Origin of the sequence: Tabrizicola aquatica, assembly GCF_002900975.1 — a bacterium.
Taxonomy (GTDB): domain Bacteria; phylum Pseudomonadota; class Alphaproteobacteria; order Rhodobacterales; family Rhodobacteraceae; genus Tabrizicola; species Tabrizicola aquatica.
In genome coordinates, this window is record NZ_PJON01000001.1 from 358,618 (window position 1) to 385,187 (window position 26,570).

General features: G+C 65.6%; 29 protein-coding genes and 1 pseudogene. 24 read left to right on the forward strand and 6 right to left on the reverse strand.

Translation table 11 applies throughout. From position 1 onward, the window contains the following. Window positions 1-24: 24 nt before the first annotated feature. From fabF to CXR42_RS01815, 24 genes and pseudogenes are all read left to right on the forward strand, one after another. Window positions 25-1,284 carry a beta-ketoacyl-ACP synthase II gene (fabF, locus tag CXR42_RS01700; RefSeq protein WP_103255782.1) on the forward strand — a complete coding sequence of 420 codons (1,260 nt, stop codon included), beginning with the start codon at window positions 25-27 and terminating at the stop codon, window positions 1,282-1,284. Between the two features lie 3 nt (window positions 1,285-1,287). Next, window positions 1,288-2,466, forward strand: coding sequence for an endolytic transglycosylase MltG (gene mltG, locus CXR42_RS01705; protein WP_103255783.1), 1,179 nt, complete (start codon window positions 1,288-1,290; stop codon window positions 2,464-2,466). A gap of 201 nt (window positions 2,467-2,667) precedes the next feature. Next, window positions 2,668-2,997: a hypothetical protein gene (locus tag CXR42_RS01710; RefSeq protein WP_103255784.1), complete on the forward strand. Its 330-nt coding sequence runs from the start codon at window positions 2,668-2,670 to the stop codon at window positions 2,995-2,997. After that, entirely contained in the window at window positions 2,945-4,285 is a 1,341-nt protein-coding gene (locus CXR42_RS01715) for a DNA-packaging protein (protein WP_483883551.1), read from the forward strand. The genes CXR42_RS01710 and CXR42_RS01715 overlap by 53 nt, the downstream gene beginning before the upstream one ends. 89 nt (window positions 4,286-4,374) lie before the next feature. Beyond that, window positions 4,375-5,559: a phage portal protein gene (locus CXR42_RS01720; protein ID WP_103256972.1), complete on the forward strand. Its 1,185-nt coding sequence runs from the start codon at window positions 4,375-4,377 to the stop codon at window positions 5,557-5,559. Beyond that, window positions 5,556-5,801 (forward strand): GTA head formation protein, RCAP_rcc01685 family, encoded by a 246-nt coding sequence (locus CXR42_RS01725; RefSeq protein ID WP_103255786.1) that lies wholly within the window; start codon window positions 5,556-5,558, stop codon window positions 5,799-5,801. Before CXR42_RS01720 ends, CXR42_RS01725 begins: the two co-directional genes overlap by 4 nt. Before the next feature lie 4 nt (window positions 5,802-5,805). Then, window positions 5,806-6,357, forward strand: a complete 552-nt coding sequence (locus tag CXR42_RS01730; protein ID WP_103255787.1) for an HK97 family phage prohead protease — start codon at window positions 5,806-5,808, stop codon at window positions 6,355-6,357. Between the two features lie 30 nt (window positions 6,358-6,387). Then, window positions 6,388-7,584: a phage major capsid protein gene (locus CXR42_RS01735; protein WP_103255788.1), complete on the forward strand. Its 1,197-nt coding sequence runs from the start codon at window positions 6,388-6,390 to the stop codon at window positions 7,582-7,584. Between the two features lie 82 nt (window positions 7,585-7,666). Next, a complete protein-coding gene (locus CXR42_RS01740) occupies window positions 7,667-8,263 on the forward strand; it encodes a head-tail connector protein (protein ID WP_103255789.1) in 597 nt (198 codons plus the stop codon). Further along, the gene (locus CXR42_RS01745) at window positions 8,260-8,598 is read left to right on the forward strand and encodes a head-tail adaptor protein (protein WP_103255790.1); all 339 of its coding nucleotides are present in this window, start codon (window positions 8,260-8,262) and stop codon (window positions 8,596-8,598) included. The genes CXR42_RS01740 and CXR42_RS01745 overlap by 4 nt, the downstream gene beginning before the upstream one ends. Next, the gene (locus CXR42_RS01750) at window positions 8,595-8,990 is read left to right on the forward strand and encodes a DUF3168 domain-containing protein (RefSeq protein WP_103255791.1); all 396 of its coding nucleotides are present in this window, start codon (window positions 8,595-8,597) and stop codon (window positions 8,988-8,990) included. Before CXR42_RS01745 ends, CXR42_RS01750 begins: the two co-directional genes overlap by 4 nt. Window positions 8,991-9,076: 86 nt before the next feature. Further along, window positions 9,077-9,490 carry a phage major tail protein, TP901-1 family gene (locus CXR42_RS01755; protein WP_103255792.1) on the forward strand — a complete coding sequence of 138 codons (414 nt, stop codon included), beginning with the start codon at window positions 9,077-9,079 and terminating at the stop codon, window positions 9,488-9,490. A 1-nt stretch (window position 9,491) separates the two neighbouring features. After that, complete coding sequence (locus CXR42_RS01760) at window positions 9,492-9,812, forward strand: gene transfer agent family protein (protein WP_103255793.1); 321 nt, start codon at window positions 9,492-9,494, stop codon at window positions 9,810-9,812. Then, complete coding sequence (locus tag CXR42_RS01765; RefSeq protein WP_103255794.1) at window positions 9,809-10,057, forward strand: rcc01693 family protein; 249 nt, start codon at window positions 9,809-9,811, stop codon at window positions 10,055-10,057. The genes CXR42_RS01760 and CXR42_RS01765 overlap by 4 nt, the downstream gene beginning before the upstream one ends. Continuing rightward, on the forward strand, window positions 10,014-10,664 hold the full coding sequence (locus CXR42_RS01770; RefSeq protein WP_103255795.1) for a phage tail tape measure protein: 651 nt from the start codon (window positions 10,014-10,016) through the stop codon (window positions 10,662-10,664). The genes CXR42_RS01765 and CXR42_RS01770 overlap by 44 nt, the downstream gene beginning before the upstream one ends. 9 nt (window positions 10,665-10,673) lie before the next feature. Next, entirely contained in the window at window positions 10,674-11,306 is a 633-nt protein-coding gene (locus CXR42_RS01775; RefSeq protein ID WP_103255796.1) for a DUF2460 domain-containing protein, read from the forward strand. Continuing rightward, on the forward strand, window positions 11,303-12,199 hold the full coding sequence (locus CXR42_RS01780; RefSeq protein WP_103255797.1) for a DUF2163 domain-containing protein: 897 nt from the start codon (window positions 11,303-11,305) through the stop codon (window positions 12,197-12,199). The genes CXR42_RS01775 and CXR42_RS01780 overlap by 4 nt, the downstream gene beginning before the upstream one ends. Continuing rightward, on the forward strand, window positions 12,196-12,639 hold the full coding sequence (locus CXR42_RS01785) for a C40 family peptidase (protein WP_103255798.1): 444 nt from the start codon (window positions 12,196-12,198) through the stop codon (window positions 12,637-12,639). Before CXR42_RS01780 ends, CXR42_RS01785 begins: the two co-directional genes overlap by 4 nt. Then, window positions 12,640-16,536, forward strand: a pseudogene (locus CXR42_RS01790) (baseplate multidomain protein megatron). It abuts the gene before it with no gap. After that, window positions 16,537-16,818: a DUF7742 family protein gene (locus tag CXR42_RS19980; RefSeq protein ID WP_103255799.1), complete on the forward strand. Its 282-nt coding sequence runs from the start codon at window positions 16,537-16,539 to the stop codon at window positions 16,816-16,818. Window positions 16,819-16,893: 75 nt separating this feature from the next. Beyond that, complete coding sequence (cysE, locus tag CXR42_RS01800; RefSeq protein ID WP_103255800.1) at window positions 16,894-17,700, forward strand: serine O-acetyltransferase; 807 nt, start codon at window positions 16,894-16,896, stop codon at window positions 17,698-17,700. Window positions 17,701-17,742: 42 nt separating this feature from the next. Continuing rightward, window positions 17,743-18,354: a lysophospholipid acyltransferase family protein gene (locus CXR42_RS01805; protein WP_103255801.1), complete on the forward strand. Its 612-nt coding sequence runs from the start codon at window positions 17,743-17,745 to the stop codon at window positions 18,352-18,354. After that, window positions 18,351-19,295: a phosphatidate cytidylyltransferase gene (locus CXR42_RS01810; RefSeq protein ID WP_103255802.1), complete on the forward strand. Its 945-nt coding sequence runs from the start codon at window positions 18,351-18,353 to the stop codon at window positions 19,293-19,295. The genes CXR42_RS01805 and CXR42_RS01810 overlap by 4 nt, the downstream gene beginning before the upstream one ends. Continuing rightward, the gene (locus CXR42_RS01815) at window positions 19,292-19,915 is read left to right on the forward strand and encodes a CDP-alcohol phosphatidyltransferase family protein (protein ID WP_180995947.1); all 624 of its coding nucleotides are present in this window, start codon (window positions 19,292-19,294) and stop codon (window positions 19,913-19,915) included. Before CXR42_RS01810 ends, CXR42_RS01815 begins: the two co-directional genes overlap by 4 nt. An 83-nt stretch (window positions 19,916-19,998) precedes the next feature. Here CXR42_RS01815 and CXR42_RS01820 read toward each other — a convergent pair whose 3' ends face one another. The 6 genes from CXR42_RS01820 to CXR42_RS01845 form a co-directional block, all read right to left on the reverse strand. Then, on the reverse strand, window positions 19,999-21,327 hold the full coding sequence (locus CXR42_RS01820; protein ID WP_103255804.1) for a pyruvate dehydrogenase complex dihydrolipoamide acetyltransferase: 1,329 nt from the start codon (window positions 21,325-21,327) through the stop codon (window positions 19,999-20,001). Window positions 21,328-21,336: 9 nt separating this feature from the next. Next, window positions 21,337-22,713 (reverse strand): pyruvate dehydrogenase complex E1 component subunit beta, encoded by a 1,377-nt coding sequence (locus CXR42_RS01825; RefSeq protein ID WP_103255805.1) that lies wholly within the window; start codon window positions 22,711-22,713, stop codon window positions 21,337-21,339. A gap of 12 nt (window positions 22,714-22,725) precedes the next feature. Then, window positions 22,726-23,712, reverse strand: coding sequence for a pyruvate dehydrogenase (acetyl-transferring) E1 component subunit alpha (gene pdhA, locus CXR42_RS01830; protein ID WP_103255806.1), 987 nt, complete (start codon window positions 23,710-23,712; stop codon window positions 22,726-22,728). Between the two features lie 270 nt (window positions 23,713-23,982). After that, window positions 23,983-24,285: an FtsB family cell division protein gene (locus CXR42_RS01835; RefSeq protein ID WP_103255807.1), complete on the reverse strand. Its 303-nt coding sequence runs from the start codon at window positions 24,283-24,285 to the stop codon at window positions 23,983-23,985. Between the two features lie 146 nt (window positions 24,286-24,431). Beyond that, window positions 24,432-25,316 (reverse strand): fructose bisphosphate aldolase, encoded by an 885-nt coding sequence (locus tag CXR42_RS01840; RefSeq protein WP_103255808.1) that lies wholly within the window; start codon window positions 25,314-25,316, stop codon window positions 24,432-24,434. Between the two features lie 49 nt (window positions 25,317-25,365). Continuing rightward, the gene (locus CXR42_RS01845) at window positions 25,366-26,556 is read right to left on the reverse strand and encodes a phosphoglycerate kinase (protein ID WP_103256973.1); all 1,191 of its coding nucleotides are present in this window, start codon (window positions 26,554-26,556) and stop codon (window positions 25,366-25,368) included. Window positions 26,557-26,570 lie beyond the last annotated feature (14 nt).

The following is a 26,570-nucleotide window of genomic DNA, read 5'->3' on the forward strand; positions in this document are numbered from 1 at the left end:
AGCCTTGCCCCAAGGGAGAGAAGCATGCGTCGCGTCGTGGTCACCGGCCTGGGAATGGTCACCCCCCTCGCCTCGGGCGTCGAGGAAACCTGGAGCCGCCTTCTGGCCGGCCAGTCCGGCGCGGGAACGATCACCAAGTTCGACACCTCGAACGTCGTCACCCAGTACGCCTGCGAGATCCCGATGGGCGACGGCAGCGACGGCACCTTCAATCCCGACGACTGGATGGAGCCGAAAGAGCAGCGCAAGGTCGACGACTTCATCATCTACGGGATGGCCGCCGCCGTGCAGGCCGTCCGGGATGCCGGGTGGGAGAACCCTTCCGAGGACGAAAAGCTGCGGACCGGGGTGATGATCGGCTCGGGCATCGGCGGGCTGAACTCGATCGCCGAGACGGCGGTGCTGATCAAGGAAAAGGGGCCGAAGCGGGTCTCGCCCTTCTTCATCCCCGGCGCGCTGATCAACCTGGTCTCGGGACAGGTCTCGATCCGCTTCGGTTTCAAGGGGCCGAACCATGCGGTGGTCACGGCCTGCTCGACCGGGGCGCATGCCATCGGGGATGCCGCGCGGCTGATCCAGTGGGGGGATGCCGACGTGATGGTGGCGGGCGGGGCGGAAAGCCCGATCAGCGAGATCGGCATCGCCGGGTTCAACGCCTGCAAAGCCCTGTCCACCAAGCGGGCGGACGCGCCGGAGAAGGCCAGCCGCCCCTATGACGCCGACCGCGACGGGTTCGTCATGGGCGAGGGGGCCGGGGTCGTGGTGCTGGAGGAATACGAACACGCCAAGGCCCGCGGCGCCAAGATCTATGCCGAGGTTCTGGGCTATGGCCTCTCGGGCGACGCCTATCACATCACCGCGCCGAGTGAGGACGGGGATGGCGGTTATCGCAGCATGTCCGCCGCGCTGAAGCGGGCCGGGCTGCAGGCGTCGGACATCGATTACATCAACGCCCACGGCACCAGCACGATGGCCGACACGATCGAGCTGGGCGCGGTGGAGCGGCTGCTGGGCGACCACGCGCCGAATGCGACCATGTCCTCGACCAAGTCCAGCATCGGCCACCTTCTGGGAGCGGCTGGCGCGGTCGAGGCGATCTTCAGCGTGCTGGCGATCCGCGACCAGGTGGCCCCGCCGACGATCAACCTGGACAATCCGGCGGTCCAGCCGAAGCTGGACCTGGCCCCGAACAAGGCTGTGCGGCGCAAGATCGACGTGGCGCTGTCGAACAGTTTCGGCTTCGGCGGCACCAATGCCAGCCTGGTCCTGGGCAAGGTGCGCTGAGGCATGTGGAAATCCGTCGCCTCGAACGCCCTGACGCTGTTCATCGTGATCCTGATCGCGCTGGCGGCGCTGGTGGCCTGGGGGCGGAACGAGTTTGTCCAGCCGGGGCCACTGGCCCAGCCGATCTGTCTGCAGGTCGAACGTGGTGCGTCCCTCAGCGGGGTCAGCCGCAACCTGGAGGAGCGGGGCGCGATCACCGACGCGCGGATCTTCCGGATCGGGGCCGAGTATTCCGACCGGGCGGATGATCTGAAGTTTGGCAGCTACACCGTCCCGGCCGGCGCCAGCATGGAGCAGGTGCTGGAGGCGATCACCGCCAGCGGCCGGTCGACCTGCGGGCGCGACCTGAACTTCCGGATCGGGGTCGCGCGCGCCGATGTGGTGCTGAGCGAGCTGGACCTGACCACGAACGACTATGTCGAGGTGGCCCGCTTCGATGCGGGCGCCGAGACGCTGCCGCCGGAGTATATGGAGGTCGCCGACGACCCGGCGCTGGTGTTCCGGGTGACGGTGGCCGAAGGCGTGACCAGCTGGCAGATCGTCGACGCGTTGAAGAAAGCTGACTTCCTGCAAGGCGCGCTGGAGACGGTGCCGCCCGAAGGCTCGCTTGCGCCGGGCAGCTATGAGCCCACGCGGGGAACCGAGCGGAGCGCCATCATCGCCGAGATGACCGAGCGGCAAGCAGCGGCCCTGGCCGAAGCCTGGGCGAACCGGGCCGAAGGGCTGCCCTATGACACGCCGGAAGAGGCGCTGATCATGGCCTCGATCATCGAGAAGGAAACCTCGGTCCCCGAAGAGCGCGGCCAGGTGGCCAGCGTCTTCGTCAACCGCCTGCAGCAAGGGATGCGGCTGCAGACCGACCCGACGGTGATCTACGGGATCACCAAGGGCGAAAGCGTGCTGGGCCGGGGGCTGCGGCAAAGCGAGTTGCGGCGCGAGACGCCGTGGAACACCTATGTGATCGACGGCCTGCCGCCGACGCCGATCGCCAATCCGGGGACGGAGTCGATCCGCGCCGCGCTGAACCCGGACACGACCGACTATCTGTTCTTCGTGGCCGATGGCACCGGCGGCCACGCCTTTGCCGAAACGCTGGACGAGCATAACGACAACGTCGCCCGCTGGCGCCAGATCGAGGCCGAGCGTGGGGCGGAAGGCCAGACGGGCGTGCAGGGAGAGTAGGCCGGCGGCGGATGGTTAACCAGGGGTTAAGGGTGCGCGCGCTAAGCCTTTGATCTTGTTGTGTTTTACTCTTGACGTGGCGCGCGGTCCAAGCTATACATCTTGGCATGCTAGAAGAAGTGTCGAAGCGGCCCGGGGGTGACCCCGCTGGCCGCTTTGTCATTTCCGGCCGTGCGGGGGCATGGGGGTGAACGGGTCTAGATGACAATCAGGGTACCGGACGGCGGCGCGACCCAGGTGGACGTGCTGGACGTGGCTGAAGGCCTTTACCGCGAGGCGGCGATCGAGCTTCACCGCACGATCACCGCATTGCGGGCAGGGGAGTTTTCCGAGGTGAAGTCGGCACAGACAGCGATCCGCGATCTTCGCGCGACGGCGCTGCAGGTGCTTGAGGAAAGGGGAAAAGTTGACAAACTCCGCAAGCAGATTGCCGGCCAGGTCGGGGCCGGTGGGGCCCTTGACTTCGACGGGGCCCGCGCTGAAATCGGGCGCCGCCTGGCTTGCCTCCGCGACGCCGGAGGAAGTGGATGAGTTTCTGGGCGGGCTAAGCCAGAACGCGCTTCTGTCGTTGCCCTGGCTGTTCGAGTTCTGGGCGCTGCCGCATCAGTTGCCGCCGCGCGGGGACTGGAAAACCTGGGTCATCATGGGCGGGCGCGGCGCGGGCAAGACGCGCGCCGGGTCGGAATGGGTGCGCGCCCAGGTCGAGGGGCCGGGGCCGGGTGATCCGGGGCGGTCCAAGCGGGTGGCGCTGGTCGGCGAGACGGTGGACCAGGTGCGCGAAGTGATGGTCATGGGGGAAAGCGGGATCCTGGCCTGCTCGCCCCCTGACCGCAAGCCGGAGTGGCAGGCGACGCGCCAGCAGTTGGTCTGGCCCAATGGCGCGGTGGCGCAGGTCTTTTCGGCACATGAGCCCGAAGCGATGCGGGGGCCACAGTTCGACGCCGCCTGGGCCGACGAGTTGGGCAAGTGGAAGAAGGGGGCCGAGGCCTGGGACCAACTGCAATTCGCGCTGCGTCTGGGCAAGAACCCGCAGGCGGTGGTCACGACGACCCCGCGCAACGTGGGGGTGTTGAAGGCGATCCTGAAGAACCCCTCGACGGTCATCACCCATGCCCCTACCGAGGCGAACCGGGCCTATCTGGCGGAAAGTTTCCTGGCCGAGGTGCAGGCGCGCTATGGCGGCACGCGCATCGGCCGGCAGGAACTGGAGGGCGTGCTGGTCGAGGACGAAGAGGGCGCGCTGTGGACCCAGACGATGCTGGAGCGGGCGCGTCTGGACACGCTGCCGGTCTTTAACCGGGTGGTAGTGGCGGTGGACCCGCCCGTCACCAGCATGAAGACCAGCGACGAATGCGGGATCGTGGTTGTTGCAGCAGATACACGGGGCGAGCCGAAGGACTGGCGCGCGGTGGTGCTGGAGGATGCATCGGTGAAGGGGGCGACCCCGGAAGGCTGGGCGCGGGCGGCGCTGGCGGCGATGGAACGGCATGGTGCGGATCGCCTGGTGGCCGAGGTGAACCAGGGCGGTGATCTGGTGGAACGGCTGGTCCGCATGGTGGACCCGCTGGTCCCGTTCCGGGCGGTGCATGCGACGCGGTCCAAGATGCTGCGGGCCGAGCCGGTGGCGGCCCTTTATGAGCAGGGCCGCGTGGCGCATGTCCGGGGTCTACAGGCGCTGGAAGAGCAGATGTGCCGCATGACGGCGACAGGTTGGCAGGGGGCGGGCTCTCCGGACCGGCTGGACGCGCTGGTCTGGGCGCTGACCGACCTGATGCTGGTGCCGTTGCACGGCGGCCGGCCTAGCGTACGGTCGCTTTAGCCGGTTCAAAGACATTGCAGGGTAATGAAGTCGGGCGCCTCGGGTGGCCCGGGCGGGCGGGCTTTGCCCAAGGCATGAAGGAGCGCGAGATGGTGTTCGATTTTCTGCGAAAGGCCCCGGCGGCGGTGCCGGAGCGCAAGGCCAGTGCGGTGGGGCGGGTGATCGCCTGGGGGTCCTCGGGCCGGGTGGCCTGGAGCCCGCGCGATGTGGCCAGCCTGACGCGGACCGGGTTCCAGGCGAACCCGGTGGGCTTTCGCGCCGTGCGCCTGATCGCCGAGGCGGCGGCGGCGCTGCCGCTGGTCTGCCAAAGCGCCGAGCAGCGGTTCGAAAGCCATCCGGTGCTGGGGCTGATCAACCGGCCAAACGGCGCGCAGGGGCGGGCCGAATTCCTGGAAGCGGTCTATGGCTACCTGCTGTTGTCGGGAAACGCCTATGTCGAGGCGGTGCCGGGCGCGGACCCCATTCCGGGCGAGCTGCATGTCCTGCGGTCGGACCGGATGAACGTGGTGCCCGGCGCGGATGGCTGGCCGATGGGCTATGACTATACGGTGGGCGGGCGGACGCATCGCTATGATGCCTCGGGTCCGGTGACGCCGATCTGCCATCTGAAGACCTTTCACCCGATGGATGACCATTACGGGTTGTCGCCGATGCAGGCGGCGGCGGTGGCGGTCGATGTGCATAACAGCGCCAGCGCCTGGTCGAAGGCGCTCTTGGACAACGCGGCCCGGCCCTCGGGCGCGATCGTCTACAAGGGCGCGGACGGATCGAGCGCGCTGAGCGCCGAACAGTACGACCGTCTGGTCAGCGAGATGGAGGCGCACCACCAGGGCGCGCGCAACGCCGGCCGGCCGATGTTGCTGGAGGGCGGTCTGGACTGGAAGCCGATGGGGTTCAGCCCCAGCGACATGGAGTTTCAAAAGACCAAGGAGGCCGCCGCCCGCGAGATCGCGATTGCCTTCGGCATCCCGCCGATGCTGCTGGGGATCCCGGGGGATGCGACCTATGCCAATTACCAGGAGGCCAACCGCGCCTTCTATCGGCTGACGGTACTGCCCCTGGCGACGAAGGTGCTGGCCGACATCGCGCACTGGCTGGCGACCTTCACCGGCGAGGCGGTGGAACTGCGGCCGGACCTGGACCAGGTGCCGGCGCTGGCAGTCGAGCGCGACCAGCAATGGGCGCGGGTGGCGGCGGCCGGCTTCCTGACGATGGCGGAAAAGCGCAGCCTCTTGGGCCTGCCGCCCCTGACCGATGATCCGGTGGACGCATGACGTCACGGCGCAGCGAGGGCGGCTCGCGCTTCCTTTACGACAGTTTTGACGCGGCGACGGCCCGGATCGAGGCGAACGAACGTGTGGCGGACGAGCGCTGGGCGGGGCTGGAGTACCGGCTGGGGCTGATCGAGGCCACGCTGGAGCGGTTGGAGAAACGGATCTGGGTCGGCGTCTACGGTGTGGCGGCGTTCCTGATGGCGCAGATGGCCGAAACGGTCATCCAGGCAGCGATGAGGTGAGCAGATGAGGGATTACGGGGCACCGGAGCGCAAGTTCCACCGGCCAGAGCAGGGCCTGGTGGTCAGCGAAGGGCATGTGGTGGAGGGCTATGCCTCGCTGTTCGGCAAGACCGACCAGGGCGGGGATGTGGTGGTGAAGGGCGCCTATGCAGCCAGCCTGAAGCGGCTGGCGGCGCGGGGGGGGCGGGTCAAGATGCTGTGGCAGCACGACCCCGCGCAGCCCATCGGCGTCTGGGACGAGGTGCGCGAGGACGGGATGGGCCTTTGGGTCAAGGGCCGCATCCTGACCGAAGTGGACAAGGGCCGCGAAGTGGCGGCGCTGGTCCAGGCCGGGGCCATCGACGGCCTCTCCATCGGCTATCGCACGGTCAAGGCGGAGCGTGACGGCAAGGGCACGCGCCGTCTGTCGGAGCTGGAGCTTTGGGAGGTCTCGCTGGTGACCTTCCCGATGCTTCCCGAAGCGCGGGTTGCGGCCAAGGCAGATGCCCTGGACGACGGCTGGCGCGATATTGCGGCGGTCTTCGAGGATGCGCGCCGCACCCTGGCCGGGCTTTAGCGAAGGCCACTAGCAGGAGAAGGACTGAAGATGACCGAGACGAAGGCTCGGGCCGGGGAAGATATTCCCTCTGCCCAGACTCCGGCCGCCGAGGCGAAGGCTGCCATGACCGGGTTCCTGAACGAATTCAACCGCTTTCAGGACGACGTGAAATCCAAACTGAAACATCAGGAAGAGCGACTGACCATGCTGAACGCAAAGACGATGGCCTATGGCCGCCCCGCACTTTCGGCCCGTGCGGATGTGGAAGTGCCGCATCAGAAGGCGTTCAACGCCTATCTGCGGTCGGGCGATGATGACGGGCTGCGCGGCCTGACCCTGGAAGGCAAGGCGATGTCGACCGCCGTCGCCGCCGATGGCGGCTATCTGGTCGATCCGCAGACTGCGGACCGGGTCCAGTCGATGCTGATGGCGACCTCCAGCCTGCGGTCGGTGGCCAATGTCGTGCAGGTCGAGGCGACCTCGTTCGACGTGATCGTCGACCGGTCCGAGGTCGGTTCGGGCTGGGCGACCGAGACCGCCGCCACCACCGAGACCGCGACCCCGGTGATCGAGCGCATCTCGATCAAGCTGCACGAACTGGCCGCGATGCCGAAGGCCAGCCAGCGCCTGCTGGATGACAGCGCCTTTGACGTCGAAGGCTGGCTGGCCGAGAAGATCGCGACCCGCTTCATCCGGGCCGAAGCGGCGGCCTTCATCAACGGCGATGGCGTGGACAAGCCGAAGGGTATTCTCCTCCCGACCAAGGTGGCGAATGACACGTGGGCCTGGGGTCAGATCGGCTATGTCCCCACCGGCGCGGCGGCGGATTTCGCGGCCACGAACCCGGCCGATTGCATCATCAACCTGGTCTATGCGCTGGGTGCGGACTATCGGGCGAACGGGACCTTCGTGATGAACTCGAAAACCGTGGGTGCGGTGCGCAAGATGAAGGATGCCGACGGCCGTTTCCTGTGGTCCGATGGCCTGGCGGCCGGTGAGCCGTCGCGCTTGATGGGCTATCCGGTGCTGGTCAGCGAGGACATGCCGGACATCGCTGCCGGTGCCTATGCCATCGCCTTCGGTGACTTCCGCGCGGCCTATACCATCGCCGAGCGCCCGGACCTGCGCATCCTGCGCGACCCCTTCAGCGCCAAGCCGAATGTCCTGTTCTATGCCAACAAGCGCGTCGGCGGCGACATCACCGACTTTGCGGCGATCAAGCTGCTGAAGATCGCGGTGTCCTGATGCCTTGGGCCCGGTCCCAACGGGGCCGGGCCATTCCCGTGCCTGATTTCCCAAAGGCCCGGCCGCGGGCGGAGAGCTGATCATGATGTTGACCGAAGAGACTCCGGTGCCGTCCGCGGCCCTGCCGGTGGAGGAGATGAAGGACCATCTGCGGATGGGTTCGGGCTTTGCCGAGGACGGGCTGCAGGATGGGTTGATCGAGACCTACCTTCGCGCGGCGATGGCCGCGATCGAGGGGCGGATCGGCAAGATGCTGTTCCGCCGGCGCTTCCTGTGGCTGCTGGATGGCTGGCGCGACGCCGAGCAGGCGCTGCCGGTCTCGCCGGTTGCCAGCGTCGAGAGTGTCACGCTGGTTGATGCTGCCGGGGCCGAGACGGTTGTGGCGGCAGCCGCCTACCGCGTGGTGCCGGACCTGCACCGGCCGCGGCTGGCGGGTCGGGGCGGGGCGCTGCCGACGATTCCATCGGAAGGGATGGTAAAGGTGGTGTTTGACGCGGGCTTCGGCCCGGCCTGGACCGACATCCCGGCCGATCTGCGGCAGGCGGTGCTGCTGCTGGCCGGCGAGTATTACGAGCATCGCCACGATGACGGCGCCCAGGCCTCGGGCCTGCCCTTCGGCGTGGTCGCGCTGATCGAGCGCTGGCGCACGGTGCGCATCCTGGGGGGGGGCAAGAAATGAACGCCCCCCATCTGAATCGGGCGCTGGTGCTGGAGGGGGTGGTTCGCACCCCCGACGGGGCGGGCGGTTTCACCTCGGTCTGGACGGCGCTGGGCACGCTTTGGGCCGAAGTGCTGCCGGGGTCAGGGAACGACACGCTTGGCGAGGAGCGGATGCTGTCCGCCGTCCCCTACCGGATCACCGTTCGCGGGGCGCCCAGCGGATCGGGCCTGCGGCCGAAGGCGGGACACCGGTTCCGGGAGGACGCGCGGCTGTTCCAGATCCAGGCGGTGACCGAACGCGATCCGCAGGGCCGCTATCTGACCTGTTTCGCCCGCGAGGAGGTGCCGAAATGAGCTACAGCGCAGCGCCCGCCCTGCAGACGGCGGTGTTTCAGCGGTTGTCGGACTGGCCGGCCCTGGCCGGCGTGGCGATCTATGACGCGGTGCCGCCGAACGTCACCGGAACCTTTGTCCTGATCGGACCGGAAGAGGCGCGCGACCAGTCCGACAAGTCGGGCGCGGGGGCCGAGCATCAGATGGTGATCAGCGTGATCACCGACGCGACGGGGTTTCTGTCGATCAAGTCGATTGCCGCCAACATCTCGGATGCCTTGATCGGGGCGCCACTGACGTTGTCGCGGGGCGCGCTGGTCAGCCTGTTCTTCCAGCGGGCAAGCGCCCGCCGGATCGAAGAAGGCGAGACGCGGCGGATCGACCTGACCTTCCGGGCGCGGGTTCAGTTGTAGCCCAGCCTTCCCCGACACCAGCCCTTCCCCATCCGGGGAAGGGACGGCGCCAGGCGCCACCTTTCATCCCATGACGGAGAGCGAACATGGCTGTGCAAAGCGGCAAGGATCTGCTAATCAAGATCGACCAGACGGGGGACGGCCAGTTCGTCACCATCGCGGGCCTTCGCGCCGCGCGGATCAGCTTCAATACGGAATCGGTGGATGTCACCAGCCTGGAAAGCCAGGGCGGGTGGCGTGAACTTCTGGCGGGGGCGGGGGTCAAGTCGGCCTCGATCTCGGGCTCGGGCGTGTTCCGGGACGAGAACACGGATGAGCGGGCACGCCAGGTGTTCTTCAACGGAGAGATCCCGGATTTCCAGGTGGTGATCCCAAGCTTTGGAATCATCGAGGGACCCTTCCAGATCACCTCGATCGAGTATTCCGGCAGCCATAATGACGAGGCGACCTACGAGATGGCGATGGCCTCGGCCGGCGCTTTGACCTTCACGGCGCTTTGACATGGCGAACCCTTGGGCGGGCGAGGTGGCGATCTGGCTGGACGGCCAGCGCCATGTGGCGAAGCTGACGCTGGGCGCCTTGGCCGAGCTGGAAGAGGCGCTGGAGACGGGGTCGCTCTTGGACCTGGTGCTGCGGTTCGAGGAGCGGCGGTTCAGCACGCGGGACGTGCTGGCGCTGATCGTCGCCGGGCTGCGCGGCGGTGGCTGGCAGGGTTCGGCCGCCGACCTGTTGCGGGTCGAGATAGGCGGCGGGCCCGTCGAGGCGGCGCGGGCGGCGGCCGAGCTTCTGGCGCGGGCGTTTGCCTTGCCGGAAGAGACATGAGCGCCGGGCAACGGATCGACTGGCGCGGGCTGATGCAGGCCGGCCTGCACGGGCTGGGCCTGGAGCCGGCGGTCTTCTGGCGTCTGACGCCCGTGGAACTGCGGATCATGCTGGGGCGGGAGGGTCTGGTCCCGCCCCTGACACGCGCGCGGCTGGCGGAACTTGCCGCCGCGTTCCCCGATGCAAGGAAGGATCAGGGCGATGGCGGAAATCGGAACGATGCAGGAGCAGCTTCAGGCGCTTGAGGCGCAGTTGGGCTCCTCGGTGTCGATGGTGGCGGCGTTCGACGGGGAACTGGCCCGGATGCGCGAGACGATGATCTTTACGGGCCGCGAGGTGAACACGCTGTCCAGCGGGATCAGCGGCGGTCTGCGGAAGGCGTTCGACGGGCTGATCTTCGACGGGATGAAGCTGAACGACGCGCTGAAATCGGTGGCGAACACCATCGTGGACACCGTCTATTCCATCGCGATGAAACCGGTGACGGGTGCGCTGGGTGGGCTTCTGGCGCAGGGGATCTCTGGTGTCATGGGGGCAGGGATGCCCTTTGCCAACGGTGGAGCGTTCAGTCAGGGCCGGGTGATGCCTTTCGCCAAGGGCGGGGTCGTATCGTCCCCCACGACCTTTCCGATGCGGGGGGGGATGGGCTTGATGGGCGAGGCGGGGCCGGAGGCGATCATGCCGCTGGCCCGGGGCCCGGATGGCCGGTTGGGGGTGCAGGCCGGCGGGGGCAGGGCGGTCAACGTGGTGATGAACATCACGACCCCGGACGTTCAGGGCTTTCAGCGCAGCCAATCCCAGGTCGCCGCCCAGGTCAGCCGCGCACTGGCGCGCGGCCAACGCAATCGCTGAGGAAAGATCATGGCCTTTCACGAAATACGCTTCCCGGCGAACCTGAGTTTCGGTTCGGTCGGCGGTCCCGAGCGGCGGACCGAGATCGTGACGCTTGCCAACGGGTTCGAGGAACGCAACACCCCCTGGGCCCATTCCCGCCGGCGCTATGATGCTGGCGTCGGGCTGCGGTCGCTGGACGACGTGGCGACCTTGATCGCGTTCTTCGAGGCGCGGACCGGCCAGTTGCACGGGTTTCGCTGGAAGGACTGGTCGGACTTCAAGTCGTGCCTGCCCTCGGGCACGCCGGCCCCCGACGATCAGCTTGTCGGGATTGGCGACGGCGTGACCACCGTATTTCAGCTGTACAAGACCTATGTCTCGGGCCTGGAGACCTATACCAGGCCGATCCGCAAGCCGGTGGCAGGCACGGTGGTGGTCGCTGTCGCTGACGATCCCAAGATCGAGGGGCTGGAGTTCTCGGTCGATGTGGCAACGGGGGAGATCACCTTTGCGGTGCCGCCCGATGTCGGGACCCGCGTAACGGCAGGATTCGAATTCGACGTGCCGGTCCGGTTCGATACGGATGCGATCCAGACCTCGGTCGCGTCGTTCCAGGCGGGGGATGTGCCCGCGGTTCCAGTGGTGGAGGTCCGTCTATGAGTGGCGAGGCGTTGTACCAGCATCTGGAAAACGGCGCGACGACCGTTTGCCGTGCCTGGACGGTCACGCGGCGGGATGGGCAGGTGCTGGGCTTCACCGATCATGACCGCGATCTGGTGGTCCAGGACATTCTCTGCCGCGCGGATACCGGGATGACTGCGCGGGCGTTGCAGCAGACGACTGGGCTATCGGTCGACAACTCGGAAGCCATCGGCGCGCTGAGTGCTGCCGCGATCTCGGAAGGAGATATCCTGGCAGGTCGGTTCGACGGCGCCGAGGTGCGGGCGTTTTTGGTCAACTGGGCAAACCCTGCGGACAATATCGAGCAGTTCCGCGGGTCGCTGGGCGAGATCGAACGTTCCGGCGGGAGTTTCCGGGCCGAGTTGCGCGGCCTGGCCGAGATTCTGAACCAGCCGCAGGGCCAAGCCTACATGCCCCGCTGCTCTGCCGTTCTGGGCGATGACCGCTGCCGGTTCCACACCGATCAGCCGGGCTACTCCGCCCTGTGGGAGGTCGAGCAGGTAGAGGAGGGCCGCGTGTTCACCCAGTCCGAGATCGGCGGGTTCGATGCCGGCTGGTTCGCCCACGGCCGCTTCGAGATGCTGACCGGGGCGGCGGCGGGACTGGTGGGGATGGTGAAGAACGACGCTGTCGACGGCGGTGGTCGGAGGATCGAGCTTTGGCAATCGATCAACGCGCCAATCTTGCCAGGCGACCAGTTCCGCGTGATCGCAGGATGCGACAAGGCCGATACGACATGCCGGTCAAAATTTGCCAACTTCCTGAATTTCCGTGGCTTTCCGCATATTCCGGGCGAGGATTGGCTGGCGTCCTATCCCGTGCCGGGCCGACCAAACTCGGGCGGACGCAGGATCACGGGGGCGGGGCAGTGAGCATCGCAGACGCGATTGTCGCTGAGGCGCGCGAGTGGATCGGAACACCCTATCTGCACCAGGCCAGCGTGAAAGGGGCGGGGACTGACTGCCTGGGTCTCTTGCGCGGTCTTTGGCGCAAGCTGCACGGGGCCGAGCCGGAGGCGGTGCCGCCCTATACCGAGGACTGGGCCCAGCCGGGGCGGCGCGAGGTTTTGCTGCACGCAGCCCGTCGCTGGCTTCTGGAGCGTCCCCTGTCCAGCGAAGCGCCCGGGGATGTCCTTCTGTTCCGAATGCGGAACGGCAGCATTGCCAAGCACCTTGGGGTGCAGTCCGAGACCGGACCACATGCGCGCTTCATCCATTCCTACACCGGGCACGGCGTCGTCGAGAGCCCACTGTCGCAGCCGTGGCGCCGGCGGATCGTCGCCCGCTTCGCCTTTCCTGAAGGAGCCGTCTGAATGGCAACTCTACTTCTTTCGGCCGCCGGTGCTGCCATCGGCGCCGGGTTCGGCGGCACGGTTCTGGGGCTGTCCGGGGCCGTCATCGGCCGGGCCATCGGAGCGACACTGGGCCGGGTCCTCGACCAACGTCTGCTTGGCGCAGGGTCCGACCCGGTGGATGTCGGGCGGATCGACCGTCTGCGTCTGACCGGGGCCGGGGAAGGGGCCCCGATCGGCCAGATCTGGGGGCGGGTGCGGCTGGGGGGCCAGGTGATCTGGGCGACAGAGTTCCGGGAATCGGTCCAGCGCCGTCGTGCCGGAAAGGGGGCGCCCAAGCCAAAGATCAACGAGTACAGCTATTCGGTCAGCCTGGCGATCGCCCTGTGTGAGGGTGAGATTTTGCGGGTCGGTCGGATCTGGGCGGATGGAAACGAGATTTCGCCCGCTAGCCTGCACCTGCGAGTCTACGTCGGCAGCGAGTCGCAACTGCCTGACCCGCTGATCGAGGCGGTCGAGGGCGCTGGTCGTGCGCCCGCCTATCGCGGACTGGCCTATGTCGTGATTGAGGACCTGGAACTGGCGCCCTATGGCAACCGGGTGCCGCAGTTCAATTTCGAGGTGGTCCGGGCAGCGCAAGGATCGGCGGTAGCGTCGGGTTCGACTCTGGACACAGCTGTCAGTGCTGTCGCCTTTATCCCCGGGACAGGCGAATACAGCCTGGCGACGACGCCGGTACACTATGCCGAGGCACCTGGCCGCAACAGATCGGCCAACGTGCATTCCCCGTCGGGGCAGACCGACTTTGCGACCAGTCTGGAGCAGCTGGACGCGGAACTGCCCATGACCGGCTCGGTTTCGCTCGTTGTCTCGTGGTTTGGCGACGATCTGCGTTGCGGCTCGTGCAGTGTGCGACCGAAGGTGGAGCAGACGCTGCGCGACGGCAAGCCGATGGTCTGGCGGGCAGGCGGAATCCTTCGGCCAGATGCGTTCGAGGTGCCCAAGATCGATGGCAAATCGATCTACGGCGGGACACCGGCAGATGGCTCGGTCGTCGAAGCGATCCAGGCGATCCGCGCCGCGGGCAAAGAGGTCATGTTCTATCCCTTCGTGCTGATGGATCAGATCGAAGGCAACACGCTTCCCGACCCATGGACCGGAGCGCCGACGCAGCCCAAGCTTCCCTGGCGCGGACGGGTGACCTTGTCGGTTGCCCCCGGTCGTGAGGGCAGTCCTGATCGGACCGTCGACGCAGAGGCGGAGGTGGCAGCATTCTTTGGTACGGTTCAGCCCAGTGACTTTTCCATCCAGAACGGTATGATCGAGTATTCCGGTCCTGAAGATTGGGGATACCGGCGTTTCATCCTGCATTATGCGATGCTTTGTGCCCAAGCCGGCGGCGTGGATGCCTTCTGCATCGGATCGGAAATGCGGTCATTGACCCAGATCCGGGGCCAGGCCGACGGGTTTCCATCGGTCGTCGCGCTGCGACAGCTGGCGCGCGATGTTCGCGCAATCCTTGGGCCGGATACCAAGATCAGCTACGCGGCCGACTGGTCCGAATACTTCGGCTATCATGTCGACGGGAACGTCTATTTCCACCTTGATCCGCTGTGGGCCGACCCCGAGATCGATTTTGTTGCCATCGACAACTACATGCCGCTGTCCGACTGGCGTGATGGTGAGGACCACGCCGATGCTAGCTGGGGCTCAATCTATAACCTCGACTATCTGAAGGCCAACATCGCTGGGGGCGAAGGGTTCGACTGGTTCTACGACGGCGCGGAGGGCGCCGCTGCACAACGCCGGATACCCATCACGGATGAGGCTTTCGGCGAGGATTGGGTGTTCCGGTACAAGGATTTGCGGTCCTGGTGGTCGAACCTTCACCATGACCGCGTGAACGGCAGTCGAAGCCCGAACCCTACTGCCTGGGTACCGGCGTCGAAACCCATCCGCTTCACCGAATATGGATGTGCTGCCATCGACAAGGGGTCCAATTAGCCGAACCGGTTTCTTGATAGTGCGTCGTCGGAATCTGGGTTGCCCGCCTGGTCAAATGGTCGTCGCGATGATCTGATCCAGATGCAGTACCTGCTGGCAATGCGCAGCTTCTGGATTGATCCCGCGAACAATCCGGTGTCGCCGCTTTATGATGCTGCCATGGTCGATTTCGACCGTGCCCATGTCTGGGCATGGGACGCCCGACCATTCCCGGAATTCCCCGGACAGACCGAGGTCTGGAGCGATGGCGACAATTATGCGCGCGGCCATTGGTTGAATGGCAGGGCGACGAACCAGCCCTTGGACCGCGTGGTTGCAGAGGTCTGTGCGCGCTCGGGGCAGGCAGAGGTCGAGACGTCCAGGCTTTACGGATTGGTTCGCGGCTATCAGCAGTCGGATGTTACGTCGGGGCGTGCTGCCTTGCAACCCCTGATGCTTGCCTTCGGTTTCGATGCAATAGAGCGGGACGGACGCCTGACCTTTCGAAGCCGCACCGGCAGGGTCGACTACTTGGTGCATGACGAGGACCTGGTCTTGGCGCCGGACCTTAACGGCAGCTTCGAGACGACGCGAGCGGCCGAGGCGGAAATCGCCGGACAGGTGCGCGTTGGGTTCGTTGATGCGCAATCCAGTTACGAAACTCGGTCCGCCGAAGCACGTTTCCCGGACGAGGTGGCGCGTTCTGTGTCGCAAACTGACCTTCCTCTGGCCCTAACCCGCCTTGAAGGGCAACGCACCGTCGAACGCTGGCTTGCTGAGGCAAGGGTTGCGCGGGACGCTGCAAGGTTTGCACTGCCGCGGTCTCGACTTCAGGTTTCCGCCGGGGATGTGATCGAATATCAAGCGCAGCGCTATCGCATCGACCGGATCGAACAATCAGAGGCCCAACTCCTTGAGGCCGTTCGGATCGAGCCGGGGATCTACCTGGCCGCGGGAACAAGCGATGAAGTGATCTCGGTCCGCGACTTTGTGCCGCCGGTGCCGGTCTTGCCATTGTTCCTGGACCTTCCGCTTTTGACGGGGGAAGAGATCCCGCACGCCCCCCATGTTGCGGTCGCGGCCAATCCGTGGCCCGGGTCGGTGGCGGTCTGGTCGTCGGCAGAGGATGCCGGGTACGAGTTGAACCGGCTGATCGCCGCTCCGGCCGTGGTCGGGGTTACCGAAAGCATGCTGTCGGCCGCACCGATCGGGCTTTGGGACCGCGGAGTGCCGCTGCGCGTGAAGCTATCCTCTGGTGAGCTGAGTTCAGCCAGCAAGGATGCGGTGCTGAATGGCGCGAATGTCCTGGCGATTGGCGATGGTTCGGCCGGCAACTGGGAGGTGATCCAGTTTGCAGACGCCCAGCTTGTGGGGCCGGATACATATGAGATATCGACGCGGTTGCGCGGCCAGGCTGGAAGCGACGGGGTGATGCCGGCAACCTGGCCGATTGGCAGTACCGTGGTATTGGTCGACCTGGCACTGTCCCAGATCGACCTGCCGCTCTCTGCCAGGGGGCTGGCACGATACTACCGAATTGGCACAACGGCGCGTGGCTATGACGACGTGAACGTGGTCACACGGATTGAGGCGTTCGATGGTGTCGGGCTAAGGCCTTATCCCGTGGCGCATCTGCGGGCCAACCGGTCGCCGGCAGGAGACCTGGCGCTTGACTGGAAACGTCGCACTCGGATCAACGGCGACAGTTGGCAGTCGGTCGAAGTTCCACTGGGCGAAGCTCAGGAAGCATACCTCGTCCGCATCGTCCAGTCCGAAGCAATCGTGGCCGAGTACAGCACCGCTTTGCCCGCTTTTCTGTATACCGCAGCCATGCGGGCGCAGGATGGAGTGACCGGATCGTACCAAATTCGGGTTGCACAGCAATCGACTGACTTCGGTCCAGGGCCATTCCGTAGCCTAGTTGTGGAAAGCTGAATGGGTTCCGTCAGTCTGGGAGAGGTGGTCCTTCTGGCTCGGACGCTGCTGACAGTACCCGAGGCGGAGTGGCCGGTCATGGCGGCCCGGATTCTGCACGATGTTAGGTTGGCAGCCGTGCATCTGCAGACGACGGGTCGCCCACACCCGCTGCTGGGCGACGGCTCCCTCATGTCGTACTGTCTGCGTCTGGATCCTTCCCCGGAACCGTTCTGCGACCCCAGGGTACTCCGCTCGCTCCAGGCTGCAGCTCGGGCCATCTTGGAACATTCGATTCCGTGATCCCCTCCGTCACTTTTTGGCAGTCGTCTCTTCTTGGTTTTGTGCTAAAAGAGGGACCGGCAAGGAGTGCCCGTCATGCTAGAGATCAAGCCAAAGATTACAGCGGTCGACCCGGTCTGGCGGCGCGTCGGAGAGGAAGCCGTTGAAGCAATCCGCAATGAGCCGCTGCTTGGCGGGCTGATTCATTCGGGGCTGCTGCATCACTCTTCGCTTGAGCGCGCACTTGCCTATCGCTTTTCCCTGAAGCTCGCATCCGGCGAGATGAGTGAGCAGATTCTGCGAGAGATTGCCGATCAGGCCTACGACAGCGACCCGGAAATCGGCGCCGCCGCCCGGTCCGACCTCATGGCCGTCTATGAACGGGACCCGGCCTGCCACCGTTTCATTCAGCCGCTGCTCTTCTTCAAAGGGTACCAGGCGGTCCAAGCTTACCGCGTTGGGCACTGGCTTTGGCAGACCGGCCGTACCGACATGGCCTACTTCGTCCAGATGCGCGTCTCGGAGATGTTCGGGGTCGACATCCATCCGGCTGCCCGGCTGGGGAAGGGCATCATGATCGACCATGCCCATTCCATCGTCATTGGCGAAACTGCGGTGGTTGGGGACAATGTTTCGATGCTCCATTCCGTCACCCTTGGCGGAACCGGCAAGGAGGACGGCGATCGCCATCCCAAGATCGGTAACGGAGTGCTGATCGGCGCTGGCGCCAAGGTGCTGGGCAACATCACCGTTGGCCAGTGCTCGCGCATCGCCGCAGGCTCTGTGGTTCTGCAGGATGTTCCCGCGAACTCTACCGTAGCGGGAGTTCCCGCAAAAGTCGTCGGCAAGGCTGGCTGCGCTCAGCCGGCCCTGACGATGGACCAGATCCTGCAGGGTGAGTGATCGCGGTTGAAAGAGTTTTTGCGTTCCGCCGCCGCGCGGGCCATGGGCCAGGCGATCTCATTGTTTGCAAGGTTCATTACCGCGCCACGGGCAGTCTGGCAGGGCATCGATCCAACGCCGAACCAGCGGGTCTACTTCGCGAACCATTCCTCCAACGGGGACTTTGTCCTGCTCTGGACGGTCCTGCCGACGCCGCTGCGCCGCCGCACGCGGCCCGTCGCGGCGCTGGAGTATTGGTTAAGCTCGCCTTTGCGCGCCTTCATCGGGCGTGACGTGTTCAATGCGGTCCTGATCGACCGCCGCCCGGAAATGCGAACCGAGGATCCGGTTGCGCTCATGGTCCAGGCTCTTGATCAGGGGTCTTCGCTGATCATTTTCCCCGAAGGCGGGCGCAACTCCTCCGATGACCCACTCCTGCCGTTCAAGTCAGGGCTGTACCACCTTGCCAAGGCGCGGCCAGGTATAGACCTTGTGCCGGTCTGGATCGCCAACCTGAACCGGGTCATGCCCAAGGGTGAAATCATTCCCGTACCCCTGATTTGCACGCTGACCTTCGGCGCTCCGCTGCACCTCGACCAGGACGAGCCAAAAGACGCTTTCCTGACCCGCACAGCGCAAGCGTTGCTAGCACTGCGCCCCCAGGCCCATCCATGACGACGCCGCATCTTCTGTGGCTCCTGGGCGGAGTGGGCGGGATCTTGATCCTTGCGTCAGTTCTGGGCGAGATCCTGCGTGTTCGCCTCTCGCCCAATGGCCAGAATCCGGTGATCGAGAATCTGAATGCCCGGATCGCCGCCTGGTGGGTCATGGTCATTCTGCTTGCCATAGCCTTCCTGGCGGGCAAGCCCGGCGTCATCCTGCTTTTTGCCCTCGCATCGTTTGCCGCCCTGCGCGAGTTTCTCACGCTTACCAGTTACAACCGGGCCGACCACTGGTCGCTGGTGGCGTGCTTCTTCGTAGTCCTGCCGCTGCAGTACTATTTCATCCTGACCGATTGGTACGGGATGTATTCTGTATTCATCCCGGTCTACGTATTCCTGCTCTTGCCGGTCGTTTCGGCCCTCCGCGGGTCAACCCGTGATTTTCTTGTTCGTGTCTCCGAGACACAATGGGCCCTGATGGTCTGTGTCTACTGTGTCAGCCACGTCCCCGCGCTGCTTTACCTGCAGATCCCTGGGTTTGAGGGGCGCAATGTCATACTGATCGCCTATCTGATCTTCGTCGTGCAACTGTCAGATGTCCTGCAATATGTCTGGGGCAAGCTCCTGGGGCGAACGAGAGTGGCACCGACCCTTTCTCCGTCCAAGACCTGGGAAGGTCTTATCGGCGGAACGCTGTCGGCGACGGCAATCGGTACGGCGCTCTGGTGGATGACCCCCTTCACGCCGCTACAAGCGGCCGCCCTCTGCCTGATGCTGACCTTCCTGGGATTCTTCGGCGGCCTGGTGATGTCCGCCATCAAGCGGGATCGGGGTATCAAGGACTGGGGCCACATGATCGCGGGACATGGCGGCTTCATCGACCGGCTTGACAGCGTGATCTTCGCCGCTCCGATCTTCTTCCACGTCACCCGCTATTTCTGGTCTGTCACATGACTGACAACCGACGCCCACTCACCTCGCGCAGTTCCGCCTGGGCTTCGCGGCTTGCCTCCTGGTCCGTAGCCAAAGGCTTGACGCCGAACCAGATTTCGCAGGCCTCCATCGGCTTCGCCATCCTCGGCTTCATTCTATATGCCAGCTCCCCGCATGGCCCTGGCGCCCTCCAGTTCCTTTGCCTCCTCCTCGCCGCCGCCACCCTCCAGGCCCGTCTCGTCTGCAACCTGATCGACGGCATGGTCGCGATCGAGGGGGGGAAGGGCGCCAAGGACGGCCCCTTCTGGAACGAGGCCCCCGACCGCGTCTCCGACCTCCTGTTCTTTGCCGGAGCGGGCCTCGCCGCAGGCAACCCCGCCCTCGGCCTTCTCGCTGCCGCTCTGGCCATCGCCACCGCCTATATCCGCGAGCTTGGCCGCGCCGAGGGCTTCCCGCCCGACTTCTCCGGCCCCCTCGCCAAGCCGCAACGCATGGCCGTCCTGACTGCGGGCACCGCCTTCGCCGCCCTCTACGCCAGCGAATGGACCCTTACGATCACCCTCTGGATCATCGTCCTCGGCACCGTCGCCACGATCCTCCGCCGCTCCTGGGCGCTCATCGAAAAGCTCAAAGCCAGATAGGAAGAAGGGGGCCGAAGCCCCCCATTTTCTGTCCACAAATATCCCACGGGGGTGCGGGGGTGTGAAACCCCCGCTCCACCGGTTCAGGCGAGCATCACCATCGGGTTTTCCAGCGCCTCGATGACGGCCTTCAGGAACTCCGCCCCCAAGGCCCCGTCGATCACCCGGTGATCCACCGACAGCGTCATCGACATCACCGTGGCGACCCCAATGGTCCCGTCCGCCAGAACCACCGGCTTCTTGATCCCCGCGCCTACGGCCAGGATCGACCCATGCGGCGGGTTGATGACGGCGTCGAAGTTCTCGATCCCCATCATCCCAAGGTTCGAGATCGCGAACGACCCGCCCTGATACTCATGCGGGGCCAGCTTCTTCGTCTTCGCCCGACCCGCCAGGTCCTTCATCTCTGCCGACAACGCCGACAGCGACTTCTTATCGGCATCGCGCAGCACCGGGGTGAACAAGCCACCTTCCACCGCCACCGCGACCGCCACGTCCGACGGCTTCAGCCGCAGCATCCGGTCGCCCGCCCAGACGGTGTTCGCCGCAGGCACCGCCTGCAGCGCCATCGCACAGGCCTTGATGATGAAGTCGTTGACCGACAGCTTCACCCCGCGCCCCTCAAGCTGCTTGTTCAGCGTCTCGCGGAAAGCCATCAGCGCGTCCAGCTTCACGTCGCGCCGCAGGTAGAAGTGCGGGATGGTCTGCTTGGCTTCGGTCAGCCGCGCCGCCACCGTGCGCCGCATCCCGTCCAGCGCCACTTCCTCGAAGGGCCGGTCCGCGTACATCTTCAGCACCGTCTCCGCCGCCATTCCCGTGGGCATCGCGCCCGCCGGTTTCGCCGGGGCAGGGGCCGCCGCCTTCGGAGCTTCCGCCGCCGGAGCCGCCGCAGGTTTCGCGGCCCCAGGCTGCGCGCCTTCGACATCCGCCCGCACGATCCGGCCATGCGGACCCGAGCCCTTCACGGCCCCCAGGTCCAGACCCTTCTCCTTGGCAATCCGCCGCGCCAAGGGCGAAGCGAACACCCGCGCACCGCCAGCAACCGGAGCCGCCATAGGCGCAGCCGCCGGGGCAGGGACCGGCGCCGACGAGCCGCCCGACGAGGCGCCAGCGGCGCCCGAGGAGGCGGACGAGGAGGCTTTGGGCGCAGGTACGGCCGAAGCATCCTCGCCCTCGTCCAGCAGCACCGCGATGGGCGTATTCACCTTCACCCCCGCAGTCCCCTCGGCGATCAACAGCTTCCCCACGACCCCTTCATCGACCGCTTCGAATTCCATCGTCGCCTTGTCGGTCTCGATCTCGGCCAGGATCTGGCCCGACTTGACCGCATCCCCCTCCTTGACCAGCCATTTCGCCAGCGTGCCTTCCTCCATCGTCGGGGAAAGCGCGGGCATCAGAATTTCGGTAGCCATGGCTTCACCTCACCGGTAGCAGACGGATTTGACGGCGGTCACGACCTCGGCGGGCGTGATCAGCGCGAACTTTTCCAGGTTCGCCGCATAGGGCATCGGCACGTCCTTGCCCGTGCAGGTGATCACCGGGGCGTCCAGATAGTCGAACGCCTTCTGCATGATCGTCGATGCCAGATGATCGCCGATGGACCCCACCGGGAAGCCTTCCTCGACCGTGACGCAGCGGTTGGTCTTCATCACCGAGGCCAGCACCGTGTCATAGTCGATGGGCCGCAGGGTCCGCAGGTTCACCACCTCGGCCTCGACCCCTTCCTTCGCCAGTTCTTCCGCCGCAGCCAAAGCATGGGCGCAACCGATCCCGAAGGAGACCAGCGTGACATCCTTGCCTTCGCGCAGGATCGACGCCTTGCCGAACGGCACCGTGAAATCCGGATCGGTCGGCACTTCGAACGACCGCCCGTACAGGATCTCGTTCTCCAGGAACACCACGGGGTTCGGATCGCGGATCGCGGTCTTCAGGAGACCCTTCGCATCCGCCGCCGAATAGGGCATGCAGACCCGCATCCCCGGAATGGCCGCATACCAGGCCGCGAAGTCCTGGCTGTGCTGCGCCCCGACCCGTGCCGCCGCCCCGTTCGGCCCCCGGAACACCATCGGCGAACCCATCTGGCCCCCCGACATGTACAGCGTCTTGGCCGCCGAGTTGATGATGTGGTCCATCGCCTGCATCGAGAAGTTGAAGGTCATGAACTCGACGATCGGCTTGAGGCCACCCCAGGAGGCACCCACCCCGATCCCGGCAAACCCGATCTCGGTGATCGGGGTATCGACCACGCGGCGCGGCCCGAACTCGTCCAGCAACCCCTGGGAGATCTTGTAGGCCCCCTGATACTCCCCGACCTCTTCCCCCATCAGGAAAACGGTCGGATCGGCCCGCATCTCTTCGGCCATCGCCTCGCGCAATGCCTCGCGGACGGTCATCGTCTTGGTCGGTCCCTCGGGCAGGTCCGTATGCGGCCAGCCCTTCGCCGCCACCGGCGCCGGAGCAGGTGCCGCCACAACCGCCGGCGAGGCGACCGGAGCCTCCGCCGCCACCGCAACAGCCGCAACCGCAGCCGGGGCAGGGGCGTCCGACACCGTCTCGCCCTCCTCGACCAGCACCGCAATCGGAGTGTTCACCTTCACCCCTGCCGTGCCTTCCGCGACCAGGATCTTGCCGACGACGCCTTCATCGACCGCCTCGAACTCCATCGTCGCCTTGTCGGTCTCGATCTCCGCCAGGATCTGCCCCGACTTGACCGTATCGCCTTCCTCCACCAGCCATTTGGCCAGCGTGCCTTCCTCCATCGTGGGGGACAGCGCGGGCATAAGTACTTCAGTTGCCATGATCTTTCCCCCTCAGACCGTGATATCCGTCCAAAGCTCGGACAGGTCCGGCTCCGGGCTTTCCTTGGCGAACTCGGCGCTTTCGTTCACGATCGCCTTGATCTCCTTGTCGATGGCCTTCAGCTCCTCGTCCGAAGCCAGACCACCTTGCGTCAGCAGGTCGCGGACATGCTCGATGCAGTCCTTCTCGGTCTTGATCTTCTCGACCTCTTCCCGCGTGCGGTACTTGGCCGGGTCGGACATCGAGTGTCCGCGGTAGCGATAGGTCATCATTTCCAGGATATACGGCCCGTTCCCGGCCCGACAGTGCGCAATGGCCTTCTCGCCCGCCGCCTTGACCGCAAGGACGTCCATCCCGTCGACCTGCTCGCCCGGAATACCGTAAGCCAGCCCGCGCCCGTAATAGGTGGTGGACTTGGTCGACCGCTTCACGCTGGTCCCCATCGCATAGCCGTTGTTCTCGATGACGAAAATCACCGGCAGCTGCCAAAGCTCGGCCATGTTGTAGGTCTCGTAGACCTGGCCCTGGTTCGCCGCCCCGTCACCGAAATAGGTGAAGGTCACGTTGTCATTGCCCAGATACTTGTCCGCAAAGGCCAACCCCGCCCCCAGCGGCACCTGCGCGCCAACAATCCCGTGCCCACCGTAGAAATGTTTCTCTTTCGAGAACATGTGCATCGACCCGCCCTTGCCCTTGGAGTAGCCCCCAATCCGCCCGGTCAGTTCGGCCATCACGCCCTTCGGGTCCATCCCGCAGGCCAGCATGTGCCCGTGGTCGCGATAGCTGGTGACGCGCTTGTCGCCTTCCTTGGTCGCGGCTTCCAGGCCCACGACCACCGCTTCCTGCCCGATGTACAGGTGGCAGAAGCCGCCGATCAGCCCCATCCCGTAAAGCTGGCCCGCCTTTTCCTCGAACCGCCGGATCAGCAGCATCTCGCGGTAGTATTTCAGCAGCTCTTCCTTCGAGACGTTCGGTCTCGTCTCCGGCTTCTTGGCCATCAGGGCTCCTCCCAGGGGTCGAAGAATGGTTCAACGTTAAACCATCCATACAGTATCGGGGATTATTGGGTCAAAACAAAATTCCGCATCTGCTATGCGCCCTTGGAATGGCACCTAGCACGAGAAGCGACCCTGCCTTTCACATTTGCCCAAATATCCCCGCCGGAGGCCGCCGAGCGCCTTTGCGTTCTTCACGCAAAGGCGCGAGACAAAGGCAATGCGGCGCAAGCCGCTCGATTTGAAAACCGTCCGATCCTGCCGTGCGACAGGTCAGCGAATGGCGATCTCGTCCGAGCGCATATAGCCCAGCACGTCGCGGGTCTGCTGATCCAACAGGTCAAGATCCAGATAGTCGTCCGAAAGACGATGGGTCAGGTTCTGCATCTCGGCCAGTTCCGCCGAAAGCCGGTCACGCTCTTCGGTCAAGGTGGCCGCCTCGGCATTGATCGCCACACGGGCGAACATCCCGTAATCGCCCTGAACGGCGGCAAAGGTGAAATAGATCCCCAACCCGAAGGCCAGGACCAGATAGATCACCCCACCCAAACCGCGCTTGTGCTGCACAACTGCCATGAACCGCCTCAAAGCCCCTCTCGCGGGGGCATTACCCGAATCATGGCACAGGTTTCCCGGCTTGTGAATCCCGAAAACGCACGCGGCTCAAAGGTTTGGCGGGCCAAGCGGCCCGCCCTCGGGTGCCAGCGCCCCGACGCACGCCCTCAGGTGATCGAGGCGGCGTAGATCCCGTCGACCGCGCCCTGCAGCACCGCGTCGAACTCGGCGTCGGACTGTTGGGCCGACAGCCCCTCGCTCAGCGCGCGGCTGAAGCTGGCGATGATCCCGTGGTTCTGCGCCAGGATTTCGTTGGCCTTGTCGCGGCTGTGCCCGCCCGACAGCGCCACGACCTTCAGCACCTTGGGATGCTTGACCAGCGGCTGATAGAAATCCGGGACCGTCGGCAGCGACAGCTTCAGCATCACCTGCCCCTCAAGCCCGTCCAGCGCCTTCAGGATTTCCTCCTGCAGGATCGCCTCGGCCTCGGCCTTGTCCGCGATCGAGATCGTGACCTCCGGCTCCAGGATCGGCATCAGCCCGTGCGCCGCGACCTGACGGCCGATGTCGAACTGCTGCGCCACGATGGCCGCGATCCCCTTGCGGTTCGCCGCATTGATGACCGAGCGTTCCTTGGTCCCGTAGATCCCCGCCTTGACCGCCCGCGCCAAAAGCGCGTCCAGCCCCGGCATCGGCTTCATCAACTGCACGCCGTCGGCCTCGGCCTCCAGCCCCTTGTCGATTTTCAGGAAGGGCACGACACCGCGCTTTTCCCAAAGATAAGTCGCAGTCGGGACACCGTCGATCGTGCGGTCCATGGTCTGCTCGAACAGGATCGCGCCCACCACCTTGTCCCCGGTAAAGGCCGGCGACTTGATGATCCGCGCCCGCATCGCGTGGATCAGGTCGAACATCTGCTCTTCGCCGGAATATTCGCTTTCCGAAACGCCATACAGCTTCAGCGCCTTGGGGGTCGAGCCGCCCGACTGGTCCAGCGCGGCGATGAAGCCCCGCCCGTTGCGTACCTGTTCGGTCATCTTCGCGTTGGTCATGTCCGTCTCCCGAATGTCCCTGTTGGCATAGCCCTCACGGCCCCGCCACTCAACCCATCAGCGCCTTCACGCCGGGCAATTCCTTGCCCTCCATCCATTCCAGGAAGGCGCCCCCGGCGGTCGAGATGAAAGTGAAATCCTCCGCCGCGCCGGCCGCGTTCAGTGCCGCCACGGTATCGCCGCCGCCCGCGACCGAAATCAGGCCGCCCGCCTTGGTCAGCCGTGCCGCCGCCCGCGCGGCCGCATTGGTCGCGGCGTTGAACGGTTCGATCTCGAAGGCCCCCAGCGGCCCGTTCCAGATCAGCGTCCGGGCCTGCGCGAACACGCCCTCCAACTCGGCCACCGTCTGCGGCCCTGCGTCCAGGATCATCGCATCCGGCGGGCATTTGTGGACGCTGACCGTCTGGCTGTCCGCCCCCGCCTTGAACTCGCGCGCCACCACCACGTCGACCGGCAGATGGATCTTGCAGCCCGCACCTTGCGCCCGGTGCCGGATCTCGCGCGCGGTCTCGGCCATGTCGCGTTCGGCCAGCGACTTGCCGACCTCGATCCCTTCGGCCACCAGGAAGGTGTTCGCCATGCCGCCCCCGATCACCAGATGGTCGACCTTGGTCACCAGGTTGGCCAACAACTCGATCTTGGTCGAGACCTTGGCCCCCCCCACCACAGCCACCACCGGCCGCTCTGGCGACCCCAGCGCCGCCTCCAGTGCCTTGAGTTCCGCCTCCATCAGCCGCCCCGCCGCCGCCGGCAACAGCCGTGCCAGCGCCTCGGTTGAGGCATGCGCCCGATGCGCGGCCGAAAAGGCGTCATTCACATAGACATCGCCCAGCTTCGCCATCTGCGCGGCAAGCTCGGGGTCGTTCTTTTCCTCGCCGGGATGGAAGCGGGTGTTTTCCAGCAGGACCACATCCCCAGCCCCCGCCTTTGCAATTGCCGCCGCCGCGACCTCGCCCACGCAATCCGCCCCGAACACGACCTTGCGGCCCAATGACCCCGCCACGGCCTCGGCCACATGGCCCAGGCTCATCTCCGGCACCACCTTGCCCTTCGGCCGGTCGAAATGCGCCAACAGCACGACCTTGCCGCCCTTGGTGATGATCGCCTCGACCGTCGGCCCGATCTTGTCGATCCGGGTCATGTCGGTGACATGACCTCCCTCCATCGGCACGTTGATGTCGACGCGCACCAGCACCGTCTTGCCCGCAAGCTCCATGTCATCCAGCGTTTTCCACGGCATCGCGTTCTCCATCG